At 73.8% G+C, this 13,603-nt stretch carries 16 protein-coding genes; 12 read left to right on the top strand and 4 right to left on the bottom strand.

What is annotated here, in order from left to right; translation table 11 throughout:
- Positions 1-11: 11 nt before the first annotated feature.
- Positions 12-662: a LuxR C-terminal-related transcriptional regulator gene (locus ABD665_RS13020; RefSeq protein ID WP_204910272.1), complete on the bottom strand. Its 651-nt coding sequence runs from the start codon at positions 660-662 to the stop codon at positions 12-14.
- A gap of 148 nt (positions 663-810) precedes the next feature.
- Here ABD665_RS13020 and ABD665_RS13015 point away from each other — a divergent pair, with 148 nt between their 5' ends.
- Positions 811-1,731: a sigma-70 family RNA polymerase sigma factor gene (locus ABD665_RS13015; protein ID WP_204910273.1), complete on the top strand. Its 921-nt coding sequence runs from the start codon at positions 811-813 to the stop codon at positions 1,729-1,731.
- Here ABD665_RS13015 and ABD665_RS13010 read toward each other — a convergent pair.
- A complete protein-coding gene (locus ABD665_RS13010) occupies positions 1,728-2,495 on the bottom strand; it encodes a dienelactone hydrolase family protein (RefSeq protein ID WP_204910274.1) in 768 nt (255 codons plus the stop codon). The two genes, ABD665_RS13015 and ABD665_RS13010, sit on opposite strands and share 4 nt — an antisense overlap.
- A 297-nt stretch (positions 2,496-2,792) precedes the next feature.
- Here ABD665_RS13010 and trpS point away from each other — a divergent pair, with 297 nt between their 5' ends.
- The 6 genes from trpS to ABD665_RS12980 all read left to right on the top strand — a co-directional run bounded on the left by trpS (position 2,793) and on the right by ABD665_RS12980 (position 7,195).
- Entirely contained in the window at positions 2,793-3,878 is a 1,086-nt protein-coding gene (gene trpS, locus ABD665_RS13005) for a tryptophan--tRNA ligase (protein WP_344742432.1), read from the top strand.
- A 112-nt stretch (positions 3,879-3,990) separates the two neighbouring features.
- On the top strand, positions 3,991-4,404 hold the full coding sequence (locus ABD665_RS13000) for a hypothetical protein (RefSeq protein ID WP_204910275.1): 414 nt from the start codon (positions 3,991-3,993) through the stop codon (positions 4,402-4,404).
- Positions 4,401-4,757, top strand: a complete 357-nt coding sequence (locus ABD665_RS12995) for a TraR/DksA C4-type zinc finger protein (protein WP_204913674.1) — start codon at positions 4,401-4,403, stop codon at positions 4,755-4,757. The genes ABD665_RS13000 and ABD665_RS12995 overlap by 4 nt, the downstream gene beginning before the upstream one ends.
- Before the next feature lie 61 nt (positions 4,758-4,818).
- Entirely contained in the window at positions 4,819-5,379 is a 561-nt protein-coding gene (locus ABD665_RS12990) for a hypothetical protein (protein ID WP_204910276.1), read from the top strand.
- A complete protein-coding gene (locus tag ABD665_RS12985; RefSeq protein ID WP_204910277.1) occupies positions 5,372-5,716 on the top strand; it encodes a transcriptional regulator in 345 nt (114 codons plus the stop codon). The genes ABD665_RS12990 and ABD665_RS12985 overlap by 8 nt, the downstream gene beginning before the upstream one ends.
- A 45-nt stretch (positions 5,717-5,761) precedes the next feature.
- A complete protein-coding gene (locus ABD665_RS12980; RefSeq protein ID WP_204910278.1) occupies positions 5,762-7,195 on the top strand; it encodes a deoxyribodipyrimidine photo-lyase in 1,434 nt (477 codons plus the stop codon).
- Here ABD665_RS12980 and ABD665_RS12975 read toward each other — a convergent pair.
- Positions 7,185-7,808: a maleylpyruvate isomerase N-terminal domain-containing protein gene (locus ABD665_RS12975; RefSeq protein ID WP_204910279.1), complete on the bottom strand. Its 624-nt coding sequence runs from the start codon at positions 7,806-7,808 to the stop codon at positions 7,185-7,187. The genes ABD665_RS12980 and ABD665_RS12975 overlap by 11 nt on opposite strands.
- Positions 7,805-8,263: an OsmC family protein gene (locus ABD665_RS12970; RefSeq protein ID WP_204910280.1), complete on the bottom strand. Its 459-nt coding sequence runs from the start codon at positions 8,261-8,263 to the stop codon at positions 7,805-7,807. Before ABD665_RS12970 ends, ABD665_RS12975 begins: the two co-directional genes overlap by 4 nt.
- Positions 8,264-8,302: 39 nt before the next feature.
- On the opposite strand from ABD665_RS12970, the gene ABD665_RS12965 reads away from it, so the two are divergent.
- The 5 genes from ABD665_RS12965 to ABD665_RS12945 all read left to right on the top strand — a co-directional run bounded on the left by ABD665_RS12965 (position 8,303) and on the right by ABD665_RS12945 (position 13,051).
- A complete protein-coding gene (locus ABD665_RS12965) occupies positions 8,303-10,342 on the top strand; it encodes a cytochrome c oxidase assembly protein (protein ID WP_204910281.1) in 2,040 nt (679 codons plus the stop codon).
- Positions 10,339-10,950 carry a hypothetical protein gene (locus ABD665_RS12960; protein WP_204910282.1) on the top strand — a complete coding sequence of 204 codons (612 nt, stop codon included), beginning with the start codon at positions 10,339-10,341 and terminating at the stop codon, positions 10,948-10,950. Before ABD665_RS12965 ends, ABD665_RS12960 begins: the two co-directional genes overlap by 4 nt.
- A 71-nt stretch (positions 10,951-11,021) precedes the next feature.
- Positions 11,022-11,606: a copper resistance protein CopC gene (locus tag ABD665_RS12955; protein ID WP_204910283.1), complete on the top strand. Its 585-nt coding sequence runs from the start codon at positions 11,022-11,024 to the stop codon at positions 11,604-11,606.
- A gap of 1 nt (position 11,607) precedes the next feature.
- Positions 11,608-12,396 carry a thioredoxin domain-containing protein gene (locus tag ABD665_RS12950; protein WP_204910284.1) on the top strand — a complete coding sequence of 263 codons (789 nt, stop codon included), beginning with the start codon at positions 11,608-11,610 and terminating at the stop codon, positions 12,394-12,396.
- Entirely contained in the window at positions 12,389-13,051 is a 663-nt protein-coding gene (locus tag ABD665_RS12945) for a vitamin K epoxide reductase family protein (RefSeq protein WP_204910285.1), read from the top strand. Before ABD665_RS12950 ends, ABD665_RS12945 begins: the two co-directional genes overlap by 8 nt.
- The last annotated feature ends 552 nt before the right edge of the window (positions 13,052-13,603 follow it).

Here is a 13,603-nt window from a genome sequence, read left to right as displayed (position 1 = left end):
GGCCGCGCGGCTCAGCGCCAGCCGCCCGAGCCCTGGTCCCCCGGCACGAAGCCGTGCCGCACGCCCCACAGCACCGCCTGCGTCCGGCTGGTGACGCCGATCTTGCGGTAGATCGTCCGGACGTACGACTTGATCGTGTTCGGGCTGAGGAACGTGATCTCCGCGACGTCGGCGTTGCTCTTGCCCTGCGTGATCAGGGCGAGGATCTCCGACTCGCGGTCGCTCAGCCCCTCCGAGCGCCCCGGCCAGTCGAGGCCGGTCGCGCTCCGCGCCCGCCCGGGCGGCTCGCTGACGACGAGCTCCCCCGCGTGCACCCGCTCCAGGCTCGCGACCAGGTCGCGCGCCGGCAGGGCCTTCGACAGATAGCCGTGCACCCCGAGCTTGCGGGCCTGGGTGACGAGCTGGGCGTGGAAGTTCCAGGTGTAGACGACAGTGCGTCCGGCGAGGGGGTTGTCGAGGAACTGATGGAGATCCGCGGTGTCGGTCTCGGGCTGGGCGAAGGCGTCGTACAAGACGATGTCGACGGGCTGGTCCACCGTCTGGGTGGTCGAGAGCTCGGCCACCCGCACCCGGTCGGGGTACTGCTCGAGCATCCGGGCCACCCCCAGGACGACCACGTCGTAGTCGTCGACGACAGCGATGGTGATGGGGCTCGGGGGCATGCCGGTCAATTACCCCCCTAAGGGTGTATCAAACCCCCTCTAGGTATCGATTGACTGGGGAACGTGAACAACCATCAGACGAGGGACGTGCGCGTCCCGTCGTCCCACCGGTCCAGACCTGTGGGCGGAGGCGTCAGTGAGTCGCGGCGTGCGGGCTGACGGCGACGAGGCCCAGCAGGGGCCCGACTCCTACTTCGTCGACCTGGGTGACACCACCAACAGCACGCAGGCGCTCGGCGAGCCGCCCGCCCTGCACGACTTCGGGCAGCCGTCCCAGCGGGACCCGAACACCCCGCCGCGGGGTCGTGAGCGCGACGCCGACCGCGAGCGCACGCAGAACCTCATGAGCCACCTCGGGGACTCGACCCCGGAGGAGCGGCGGGCGATCCGCGACGAGGTGGTGACGCTGCACCTGTGGCTCGCCACGAGCGCGGCGCGGCGCTACGGCCCGCGCAGCGAGTACGACGACCTCGTGCAGGTGGCCCGCGGCGGCCTGGTCGAGGCGTTCGACCGCTACGACCCGGCGCAGACCACGTACGGCTACTTCGCCTGGGTCACGATGTCGGGGCTGCTGCGGCGCTACCTGCGCGACCACGGCTGGTCGGTGCGGCCGCCGCGCTCGGTGCAGGAGGCGGCCAACGTCCTGCGCGGCGCGGTCCCGGACCTCGCGCAGGAGCTCGGTCGTGCACCGAGCAGCGCGGACCTCGCCGAGTACCTCGGCTGGACGACCCAGCAGGTCGAGGACGCCCGGACCGCCGAGCTGGGGCTGCACTCGACGAGCATCGACTCGCTCGTGGGCGACGCCTGGGTGCCCGAGCACCCGCCGGAGTGGAACCTGGTCGAGACCCGGGTCCTGCTGCGCCGCGCGCTGCAGAGCCTCGACGAGGACGAGCGGGACCTGCTGCGGATGCGCTTCGTCGAGGAGATGACGCAGTCGCAGATCGCCGGGGTCGTCGGCGTCACGCAGATGCAGGTCTCGCGGCTGCTCGCGCGGCTGATGACCAAGCTGCGCGGGCTGATCGGCGAGCTGGACGACGACGCCGACCAGCTCGCCGACCCGGCGCGCTAGAGGGCCTCGGCGAAGAAGTCCTTCATCGCCCGCCAGCTGCGGGCCTCGGACACGGCGTTGAACTGCGCGCCGAAGTCCGGGGCGTCGGTCCCGGGCTCGGTGAAGGCATGCATCGAGCCGGAGTAGGTCACGACCTGCCAGTCGAGCTCCGGCGCCGTCCGGAGGTCGGCCTCGAAGGCGTCGACGGCCTCCGGGGGCACGACCGGGTCGATGGCCCCGGTGAGCACGAGGACCTTGGCCCGGATGTCCGCGGCCTCGCCCTCAGGCCCCGGCTGCAGCGCGCCGTGGAAGCTCACGACGGCCTTCAGGTCGGCACCGGTGCGGGCCAGCTGCAGCGCGCCGGAGCCGCCGAAGCAGTAGCCCATCGCGGCGGTCCGGCCGGCGTCCACACCCGGCTGGGCCAGCAGCTGCTCGAGCCCGGCGGTCAGGCGCGAGCGGAACAGCCGCTGGTCGCCGTAGAAGCCGCCGGCGACGCCGGGCGCCTCCTCGGGCGTCGGACGGACGTCGGCGCCGAACACGTCGACGGCGAAGGCGACGTAGCCCAGCCGCGCGAGCATGTCGGCGCGGAAGCGGACGGCGTCGGTGACGCCGAGCCAGTTGTGGACGACGAGGACGCCCGGGTGCTGACCGTCGTCGTCGGGTCGGGCCACGTAGCCGGAGCAGGCGGTGCCCTCGACCTCGTACGCCACCTCGCCCGTGGTGATGCCGGTGGGCGGGAGCGGCTCGCGCTCGAGGATGGCGGTCTGCTCGGGTGTGTAGGCCATGTGGTGCTCCTGCGGTCGTGGGTGCGGCTGCTCCCGGCGGGTTTCCCCGGGAGCCACCGTCCATCTCAGCACGAGGACCCGCCTCTCGGTTCCAGCTGGCGCATGCGCGGCTCCGCATCCCGTCCGGCGGCGTCGCAGTCGCTCGGCGCAGCCCGCTGCGCTCCTGCTCCTGCTCCTGGCCGGACCGGGCGCGGACGCCACGCCTGCGCCTGCTGGACCTCGAGAGACGCGCCCTAGACTCCGAGACCGTCGTGCGCACGCCCCGCCACGGCACCCACGAGCGGGAGGAACCCAGCGGTGAGCGACGTCAGCACGGAGGCCGCGGCGCCGGAGGGCACGTCGTTCGACGCGGCCCAGCGCCGGTCGCGGCAGATCGAGGCCGAGCTGCTGACCGACGCGGGGAAGTACCGGATGCTGACCGGCGACCGGCCCACGGGACGGCTGCACATCGGGCACTACTTCGGCTCGCTCGCCAACCGCGTACGTCTGCAGGACCTGGGCGTCGACTCGTGGATCGTCGTCGCCGACTACCAGGTCATCACCGACCGCGAGGGCGTCGGCCCGATCGGCGAGCGCGTGCTGTCGCTGCTCGTCGACTACCTCGCCGTGGGCCTCGACCCGGCGCGCAGCACGATCTTCACCCACTCGGCCGTGCCCGCGCTGAACCAGCTGATGCTGCCGTTCCTGTCGCTCGTCACCGACTCCGAGCTGCGCCGGAACCCGACGGTCAAGTCCGAGCTCACGGCCAGCCAGCGGCCCATGTCCGGGCTGATGCTGACCTACCCGGTGCACCAGGCCGCCGACATCCTCTTCTGCAAGGCCAACGTGGTGCCGGTCGGCAAGGACCAGCTGCCGCACCTCGAGCAGACCCGCGTGGTCGCCCGTCGGTTCGGGGAGACGTACGCCCCGGTGTTCCCGCAGCCCGACGCCCTGCTGTCCGAGGCGACGAACATCCTCGGCACCGACGGCCAGAAGATGAGCAAGTCGCGCAACAACTCGATCGAGATCGGGATGACCGCCGACGCGACGGCCAAGCTGATCAAGCGGGCGGTCACCGACTCCGACCGGCACATCACCTACGACCCCGACCAGCGTCCCGAGGTGGCCAACCTGCTGCTCCTCGCGTCGCTGTGCACCGGCCGTCCGCCGCAGGAGTGGGCCGAGGAGATCGGCGACGGCGGCTCGGGCCGGCTCAAGGCCGTGGTCACCGAGGCCGTCAACGCGACCTTCGCGCCGATCCGGGCGCGCCGCGCCGAGCTCGAGGCCGACCCCGGCTACCTCGTCGAGGTGCTGGCGGCGGGCAACGCACGGGCGAACGAGGTCGCCGACGCGACCCTCGACGAGGTCCGCGCGGCGATGGGCATGGTCTACGACCTGGCCTGAGCCCGCCACGCCGTACGGGGTGCGGCGCGCGCGCACACCTGGGGGTGGCACCATCGGGGGACGCGGGACGCACACGTCCCGCACGTCCGGCCACTCGACGAAGAGGTGCCTAGTGCGTGTCGACATCCGCAGCGGCGGCGACGGTGTCGCCTGCTGGAACGGCGACGCGGTGCGCGTGTACGCCGCCGGCGTCACCGAGCGCGAGGACCGGCTGAGGTCGGCGAACCCCGACCTCGTGGTCACCGCGGGCCAGGTGAAGTGCTACGGCTGCGAGGTGATGGACCACGGCTACGGCACCCGCTGCACGGCCGTGCTGACCCACCCGCTCTACAGCGTCGAGGGCGAGATCGGGCCGCGGCCGCAGGACGCCGCGGGCTCGCTGCTCGAGGTGGCCGGGTTCGTGAGCAAGATCGAGACGCCGGCCGAGCTCGAGGAGCCGGCCCCGGCGCTCACCCGGGCCGAGGACAACGGCACCACCGGGGCCACCACGGTGCGCGGCGGGCTGCGCCGGCTGATCGGACGCTGACCGTCGACCCCGCGGACGTCCGAGCCCTGCTGGACGAACGGACCACCGCGGCGCAGGCCCAGCGGGAGGCCCTGCGGGCGGCGATCGAGCAGACCCAGCACGCCCGCAGCCTGACCTTCACCGACGACGAGCACGACCCCGAGGGGTCCACGGCCTCGCTGGACCAGGCCCGGGACACCGCGCTCCTCGCGCAGGTCGACCGCACCCTCGCCGAGCTCGCCGCCGCCCGCGGACGTCTGGCGGCCGGCACGTACGGGACCTGCGAGCGCTGCGGGCAGCCGGTCGCGCCCGAGCGGCTGGCCGCCCGGCCGGAGGCGCGCACCTGCGTACGCTGCGCCGCTCGCTCCCTCTGACCCCGAGGTTTGTGGCGCAGACCGGTTGACACCAACCACGAGTCGAACCAGACTGGTCTGCATGACAAACCAGTTGAAGGCGCACGAGGAGGTCCGGCGGGTCGCCGCCGTGGCCGCCGACTACACGCAGCTCCAGGGGCTGATCAACGTGACGACCGGTCTCGGTCTCGTCCTCTGGGGGATCGGGCACCCCGAGTGGTCCGGCGTGGTGATCGCCGTCGGGGTCGTGGTCGGGACGACCTACTACCGGCACCGCTTCGGTCGGGCCGTCGGCCGCGGGTCGCTGCTCTCCTCGCTCGGCGCGACCCTGGCCGCCTTCGTGGTGTGCATGGTCGGCTACGTGGTCGACGGCCTGACGGGCTGGCCGGTCCTGGTGCTCCCGCTGCTGGCCGCCGCCTGCTTCGCGGTCGGCTACCGGATCGGCTACCGCCACGTCGGGGTCACCCCGGCCCACTGGCTGGCCGTCGGGGTGCTGCTCCTCAGCGCCTTCGCCCCCCTGCTGGGCCTCGGGGCGCTCGGCCCCCGGACCGGCGTCGTCGCCCTGGGGGTCGCGATGGCCATCATCGGTCTGGCCGACCACGTCCGGCTCGTCACCACGATGAAGGCGGTCCCGCGTGACTGAGCCCGCGGTCGGCGCGGCGGCCGGGACGGGCGCGCGTCCGGACCTGGACGTGGACCGCCTCGTCCACGAGCCCGCCCGGCTGGGGATCCTCACGGTCCTGTCCTCGGTCCGCAGCGCCGAGTTCCTCTTCCTGCAGAGCGCGCTCGGGCTGTCCAAGGGCAACCTGTCGAGCCACCTCAGCAGGCTCGAGGCCGGTGGCCTGGTGGAGATCTCCAAGAAGTTCGTGGGGAAGAAGCCGCAGACGTCGGCGGCCCTCACGCCGGCCGGGGCGGAGGCGGTGGCGCGCTACTGGGCCCAGCTCGACCGGCTCCGCGGTCTCGGTCGTCAGGACGGGTGAGGCGGCGGGTGATCCGGCGACGGGTGCCCGGGGGAAGGTGAGGGCGTGACGAGAGACGCGGGCCACGACGACGACATCGACGACCTGTACCCCGGCCTCCAGCCCGAGCGGGTCCAGACCCTGAACGAGGTCCCGGTCGCGGAGGACGGGACGTACGTCCTCTACTGGATGCAGCAGGCGCAGCGCGCCGAGCTGAACCACGCCCTCGAGTACGCGGTCCACCGCGCGAACGAGCTGCACCGGCCGCTGCTGGTCGCCTTCGGCCTGATGGACGACTACCCCGAGGCCAACCGCCGGCACTACCACTTCATGCTCCAGGGCCTCGCCGACGTCGCGGGAGCGCTGGGGAAGCGGAAGATCCCGTTCGTGGTCCGGCGGGGGCACCCCGACGACGTCGCGCTCGCGCTGGCGCAGGACGCCAGCCTCGTCGTGTGCGACCGGGGTTACCTCCGCAACCAGCGCGAGTGGCGCGAGCGGGTGGCGGAGGAGGCGCCGTGCGCCGTGGTCCAGGTCGAGAGCGACGTGGTCGTCCCTGTCGAGCTCGTCTCGGACCACCAGGAGCACGCGGCGCGCACGATCCGGCCCAAGATCACGCGGCACCTCGGCCGCTTCGTCGTCGACCTGCCGCGGACGACGCTGAAGGACACCTCGAGGCCGGTCGACGACGAGGGCGAGGACCTCTCCGACGTCGACGCGCTGCTCGACTCCCTGCACCTGGACGACGAGGTTCCGGTGGTGCCGCTGTTCACGGGCGGCACGACGGCCGGCAAGAAGGTGCTCCGGACGTTCCTCGACGACCACCTCGACGTCTACGCGGCGCACCGCAACCAGCCGCAGACGTCCGACGTGTCGCACATGAGCAAGTACCTGCACTTCGGGCAGCTGTCCCCGGTGTGGATCGCCATGGAGGCGTCGCAGAAGCCGGGCAGCGAGAACCGGGACGACTTCCTCGAGGAGCTGATCATCCGGCGCGAGCTGCCGATGAACTTCGTCTTCTACCAGCCCCGCTACGACTCCTACTCCTCGCTGCCGGACTTCGCGAAGAAGACGCTGTCGGAGCACGAGGACGACCTGCGCGAGCACCGCTACACCCGGGCCCAGCTGGAGGACGCGGAGACCCACGACCCCTACTGGAACGCGGCCATGCGCGAGATGCGGGCCACCGGCTACATGCACAACTACATGCGCATGTACTGGGGCAAGAAGATCCTGGAGTGGTCGGGCACGCCGCAGCACGCGCACGCCACCGCGCTCTACCTGAACAACAAGTACTTCATCGACGGGCGCGACGCGAACTCCTTCGCCAACGTCGCCTGGGTGTTCGGCCAGCACGACCGCGGCTGGACCGAGCGCGACGTGTTCGGCAAGGTCCGCTACATGAACGCGGCCGGTCTGGAGCGCAAGGCCGACCCGAAGGCGTACGTCGCCAAGGTCGAGCAGCTCGAGCGCGACGTCGAGGGCGGTCCCGCTAGCGGATGACGACGAGGTCGGCCGGCCAGTCGGCCCGGCCGGTCAGGGTGAGCAGCAGGTCCTGGCCGCGGCCCTGCTCGAGGACCACCTGGGTGGCCAGCCCGGCGGCCTCGCGCAGCGCCGCCGGCGGCACGTCCGGGTCCAGGCCGAGCGCGGCGGCGACGTCGGCCCCGTGCACGACGAGCTCGAAGGTGCGCGTGGGGAGGTAGGCGGCGACCCGCATGCCCCCGTTCACGGTGGTGACCAGCGCGTCGGGGTCGGCGGCCCGCACGGCGGCGACCGCCCGGGCGGCGGCCTCGGCCACCCAGCCCGCCGGGTCGTCGCCGAGGTCGGCCCCGGCCTGGCGTCCCCGCTCCGCGACCACCTCCGGGTCGACCGATCCGCTGCCGGCCAGATACGCCGCCGCGGACGTGAGGTCCTCGGTCGCCGCCGGCCGGTCCAGGTAGGCCGTCACGGTGACGAGGGCGCGGGCGCCGTGGCCGACCAGCGAGCGCAGGTCCCACACGCCCAGGCCCGGGCGGTCCCAGCCCCCGCGGACCTGGCCGACGAGCGCGACGTACGCCTGCACCGCCTCCTCGAACGCCGCCAGGCTCTGCGCGGACGCCCCGCTCCAGCCGCTCACGCCGCCACCGCCGTCGCCTCGTGGCGGACGGGAAAGCTCACCGAGGACGCGATGAAGCAGGCCTCGTGCGCCGGGCCGTGCAGGGTCCCGGCCTCCGCCAGCATCGACGCCTCGGCGACGGTCACCTCCGGGTGCAGCACGACCTCGGTGAACCGCCCGCCCATGCCCTCCTGGCGCATCGTGCCCGTGGCACGGTCCGCGTACGCGGTCACGACGACGCCGGCCCGGGCGCAGAAGCTCAGGTAGGACAGCAGGTGGCACTCCGACAGGGCGGCGAGCAGCAGGAGCTCGGGGTTCCAGCGGGTGGGGTCCCCGCGGAACGGCCGGTCCGCCGACCCGACGAGCACCGGACGTCCCGGCGCCACGACCTCGTGCTCGCGGGCGTACGTCCGGTAGTCGGCCGTCCCGGCCGGGTCGGCCCAGCTCAGGCGGGTCTCGTAGTGGTGCTCAGGCACGTCCGAGAGGCTACGGCGCGCAGTTCCTACACTGGCTGGGTGGCCACGACGACCGCACCGGAGGTCGCGGTGCACGCGGAGGGACGAGCCGTCCCCGGACGCCTCGTCCTCGTCTCCGCGGGTGCCGTGGCGGTCGCGGTCTCGCTCGTTCTGCTCGGCGTCGGCGGGGCGCTGTCGGCCCCCACCGGCGGGCTGCTCGACCCCGGCGCGCTGACCCGCTACGGGCTGCCCGCCGCCCGCGCCGTCCACGACGTCGCCGCCTCCGCCACCGTCGGCCTGCTGGTGCTCGCCGCCTGGGCCGTCGCGCCCGACCCGGGCAAGTCCGCGGACAGCCTGGCCGGGCCCCGCCGGCTGATGGTCCGGGCCGCGACGGTCAGCGGCCTCGTCTGGGCCGGGGCGGCCCTCGTGGTCCTCGTCCTGACCGCGGCCGACGTGTCGGGCTTCCCGCCCACGACGTCCGGCTTCAGCGTCGTCTTCTTCTCCTTCACCTCGCAGCTCGAGCTGGGCCGGGCGCTGCTGGTCAGCCTGCTGCTCGTCCTGCTCGCGACCGTCGTCAGCGCGCTCGCGACGCGCGTGGTCGCCGTCGCCTGGGCGGGCGCGATCGCGCTGCTCGCCGTGCTGCCGCTGTCGCTCGGCGGGCACTCCGCCGGCGCGGCCAACCACATGAACGCCGTCGACAGCCTCGCGCTGCACCTGGTCGGCGCGGTGCTGTGGGTCGGCGGCCTGATCGCGCTGGTGCTGGTCGGCGGCCGGCTCGGTGCGCAGCGGGACGCCGTCGTGCGGCGCTACTCCACCCTCGCGGGCGCCTGCTTCGCGCTGGTCGCCCTGTCCGGCGTCGTCAACGCCGCGCTCCGCCTTGGGTCGTTCTCCGCGCTCGGCACCACGTACGGGTTCCTGGTGCTGGGCAAGGTCGTGGCCCTCGGGCTGCTCGGCGTGGCCGGCTGGGCCCACCGCCGTCGCACCATCCCCCGGCTCGGGTCGGACCCGTCGGCCTTCGCGCGGATCGCCGCCGTCGAGCTGGTCGTCATGGGCGCCACGGTCGGCCTCGCGGTGGCGCTGTCGCGCTCGGCGACCCCGGTGCCCGAGACCGACACCGCCCCTGCGTCGGAGGTGGAGCGGATCGGGACGCTGCTCGGCCACCCGGCGCCGCCGCCGTTCACGCTCGAGCGCTACCTCACCGTCTTCAGCCCGGACATCCTCTGGCTCGTCGTCGCTCTCGGGATGCTCGGCCTCTACGTCGCCGGCGTGGTCCGCCTGGCCCGGCGCGGGGACCGCTGGCCCGTGCAGCGCCTGCTCTTCTGGGCCCTGGGCTGCCTGATGCTGGCCTGGGTCACGAACGGCGGGCCGGGCGCGTACGGGCGACTCGGCTTCAGCCTGCACATGGTCCAGCACATGGCGCTGATGGTCGCGGTGCCCTTCCTGCTGGTGTTCGGGGCGCCCATCACCCTCGCGCTTCGGGCGCTGCCCGCCCGCAAGGACCACAGCCTCGGCCCGCGCGAGACCCTGCTCCGGCTGGTGCACTCCCGCTTCGCCCGGGTCACCGGCAACCCGGTGGTGGCGGCCGTGATCTTCACCGGCGGCCTGACCGTCTTCTACTACACGCCGCTGTTCTACCTGGCGCTCTCGACGCACACCGGCCACGTGATCATGACGGCCCACTTCCTGCTCACGGGATACCTCTTCGTGTGGGCGCTCGTGGGGCTCGACCCCGGGCCCGAGCGGCCGCCGTACCCGTTCCGCCTGCTCATCCTGCTGATGACGCTGGCCTTCCACGCCTTCTTCGGCATCGCCCTGATGTCCGGCGCCAAGCTGCTGGCCCCGCAGTGGTGGGCCTCGCTCGGCAGGACCGACACCGTGGCGCTGCTCGCCGACCAGCAGCGCGGCGGCGGGATCGCCTGGGGGGCCGGCGACCTGCCGTCGCTGATGCTCGGCGTGGCCCTGCTCGTGGGCTGGATCCGGAGCGACCGGCAGACGAGCAAGCGGCTCGACCGCCAGGCCGACCGCGACGACGACGCGGAGCTCAAGGCCTACAACGCCCGGCTCGCCGCCCTGACGCCCGAACGGCGTCCGGAGGCGTGACCCCGGCCCGCGTCGGACCCCGCCCGCTCCACGGCCCCGGTCGTGCGGCCCGCGTCGCGCTCCTCGGCGGCGGTTCGCTGCTGCTCGCCACCGCGGCCCACCTGTCCGGCGGCGGCACCCTCCCCGGGCCCGGCGTGCTCGGGTTCGCGGTGTTCGTCCTCGGGCTCGTCGCCGTGCTGCTGACCCGGCGCCGGGTGCGGCTGCCGGTGCTGATGGCCGCCCTCGTCCCGCAGCAGGTGGCGCTGCACGTCCTGTTCGACACGGCCGCCGCGGCCGCCGGGGGCTGCACCCCCGTCCAGGCCGCGCACCACGCGATGACCGTCCTCACCTGCATGCCCAGCCACGGCATGGGCCCGATGGGCTACGCCTGGCCGATGTTCGTCGGGCACGCCGTCGCCACCCTCGGCACCGCCTGGCTGCTCGCCCGCGGCGAGGCCTGGTGCTGGCGCCTCGCCGACCGCGTCGTCCGGGCCGCCCACGTCTCCCCCGCCGCCCGGCCCAGCATCCGCCGGGCCCGCCGCCTCGACACGCCCGCCCCGACCCGGGTCCCACTCCTCCGGCCGCACCGACCGCGTCTCACCCGCGGACCACCGCTCTCCTTCGCCTAGCACCCGTACGGCCTCGTGGCCGTGCCCGCCTGCGCACCCGCGCGGGCTCTCCGCTTCGTCGAAGGACTCCCGTGACCCGTTCCAGCGCACCACCCTCCCGTCCTCCCGCCCTGCTGACCACGGCCCTCGCCGCGCTCGCGGCCGGCCTCGCCCTCGCCGGGGGCGCCGCGCCCGCGTACGCGCACGGCGACCTCCGCTCCAGCAACCCGGCCGACGGCGCCACCCTCGCCCAGCCGCCCGCCCAGGTCGTCCTGACCTTCGAGGAGGCGCCCGTCGAGCTCGGCGCCCAGGTCGTCGTCACCGGCCCCGACGGCGTGGTCTCCACCGGGGCCCCGCGCGTCGCCAGCGCCGACGTCGTCCAGGACGTGCAACCCTCGGCGCCCGCCGGTCGTTACACGGTCGAGTGGCGCGTGGCGTCCGACGACGGGCACCCGGCCTCCGGGACGCTCGCCTTCACGGCGCAGGCCGCTGCGGCCGGGGGCTCGCCCTCGGCGGCGGCACCCACGCCCGCCGCCACCGCGGCACCGGCCGAGGCTCCTCGGCGCGAGCCGCTCATCCCGTCGTGGGGCTGGATCGCCGCCGGCGTGATCGCCATCGTGGCGGCGATCCGGCTCAACCGGCGCGCGAGCGCCCTCAACAAGCAGCAGGAGGACTGAGATGGCCAAGCGTCCGGACCCCGCGGTCGAGGACCGTCGGCGCCAGGCCCGCGCCGCCGCGCAGGCGGCCGCGGCCCGCGCCAAGCGTCGTCGCACCCTCACCCAGCTCGCGATCGTCGGCGGCGTGGCCGTCGTCGTGATCGCCATCATCGCCACCGCCGTCGTCCTCGGCCGGCGCGACCAGGTCCCCGCCGCCGGCAGCACGCCGGTGGCCTCCGGCAGCACCACGGTCGGCGGGACGTCCGTGCCGTTCGCGATCGGCGGCGGCGACGACACCGCGACCGGCGTCCGCGTCGGTGCGGCCGACGCCAAGGTCACGATGGACCTCTGGGTGGACTACTCCTGCCCGCACTGCCAGGAGTTCGAGGCGACCAACAACGGCACGATCGACGGGCTGGTCGCCGCCGGCAAGCTCGCGGTGGTCTACCACAACATCCAGATCGTGACCGACTACGGCACCGAGGCCGGCAGCGCCTCCGCCTGCATGGCCGTGCACGACCCGAACGCCTGGCCGGCCTTCAACGCCGCCCTCTACGCCAACCACTCGGCGCAGACGGACGGCTGGGGGGCGAGCGACCTGGCCAGCTTCGCGGCGGCGAACGGCGGTGGCGACGCGACGCAGAAGTGCGTCACCGACGGCACCTACCGCAATTGGATCACCGCGAACACGGCGGCGTCGGCCAAGGCCGACGTCTCGGGCACGCCGACGATGTTCATCGACGGGCAGAAGACCGACACGCTCTCGGGCCAGGCCCTGGCCGACCGCGTGAACTCCCTCGCCAGTGCCTGAGGACACCGCCACCACCCTGACGGACGACCCCGCCGACCTCGACACCCCGAGGTCGGCCGGGGCGCCCGGCCGGCGCACCGGGGTGCTGATGGTCGTCGTCGGCACCCTCGGCCTCGTCGCCGCGATGATGCTGACCATCGACCGGTTCCGGCTGCTCGAGGACCCTTCGGCCCAGCTGGCCTGCAACCTCAGCCCGTTCATCGCCTGCGGCCCGGTGATGCAGTCCAAGGCCGGGGCGCTCTTCGGCTTCCCGAACCCGCTGCTCGGCATCATCGGTTTCACGCTCGTCCTGACGACCGGGGCGGTCCGGGCCACCGGCGCCGCCCTGCCCCGCTGGTACCACCGGGGCCTGCAGGTCGGCGTGCTGCTCGCCGCCGTCTTCATCACCTGGCTGCAGACCCAGAGCCTCTACGTCATCGGCGCGCTCTGCCTGTGGTGCATGCTCGTCTGGACCGTGACGATCCCGCTGGTCGTGGTCGTCACCCTCGAGAACGCCGCCACCGGCCGGCTCGGGAGCGGTCTGCAGCCTCTCGGCGCCCGCCTGCGCCCTTACGCGGTCACCGTCACCGCGGTCTGGTACCTCGTGGTCGTGGCCGCGATCGGCCTGCGCTTCTACCGCGAGTTCGCGCTGTTCTGGTTCGGCGTCGCGCTCTAGCGACCGCACCCCCGACGACAACCCTGAGGATCCGGCACCGACGTCGGTGCCGGATCCTCGTCGTCGTGTGCCCTTACGGCGCCGGAAAAACCCGTTGCCGCCCGCCGGAGCGACCTCCTAGTGTCCTCATCGACGTCGAGAACGACGCCGACCCGAGCGAGGAGGTGACCCTGGATGACGGCTCTGCGCGACGCGTGCGTCGACCACCTGTCCCGGTCCTTCCTCGGCGGCTCCCGCCGAGACTGACGGCCGGTCACCCGCGGCCCTGAGCCGCGACGCCTGCGACTCGGACGAGGTCGCCCCGCCACCCGTACGACCCCGGCGGCTCCTGCCTGCCCACGGTCGGTCCCCGCGCGCCTCTGCGCGCCACCCGAAGGAACTCCCATGCACCAGCACGTCCCGCTCGCGAGCCTCGGCAGCCCCGGTCTGCCCCTCAGCTCGTACGACCAGCTCGGCCCCCGTGGCCGGCGCAACCTGCCTTGGCCACCCGAACCACCGCCACGACCCGGACCGCGGCCTCGCCGCGGTCTGCTCCGCCGGGTCCCCCGGCTC

The sequence above is a fragment of the Microlunatus spumicola genome, assembly GCF_039536445.1.
Lineage (GTDB): Bacteria > Actinomycetota > Actinomycetes > Propionibacteriales > Propionibacteriaceae > Microlunatus > Microlunatus spumicola.
The sequence above is the reverse complement of the archived record's forward strand: the minus strand, read 5'-3'. Positions and strand labels throughout refer to the sequence as shown.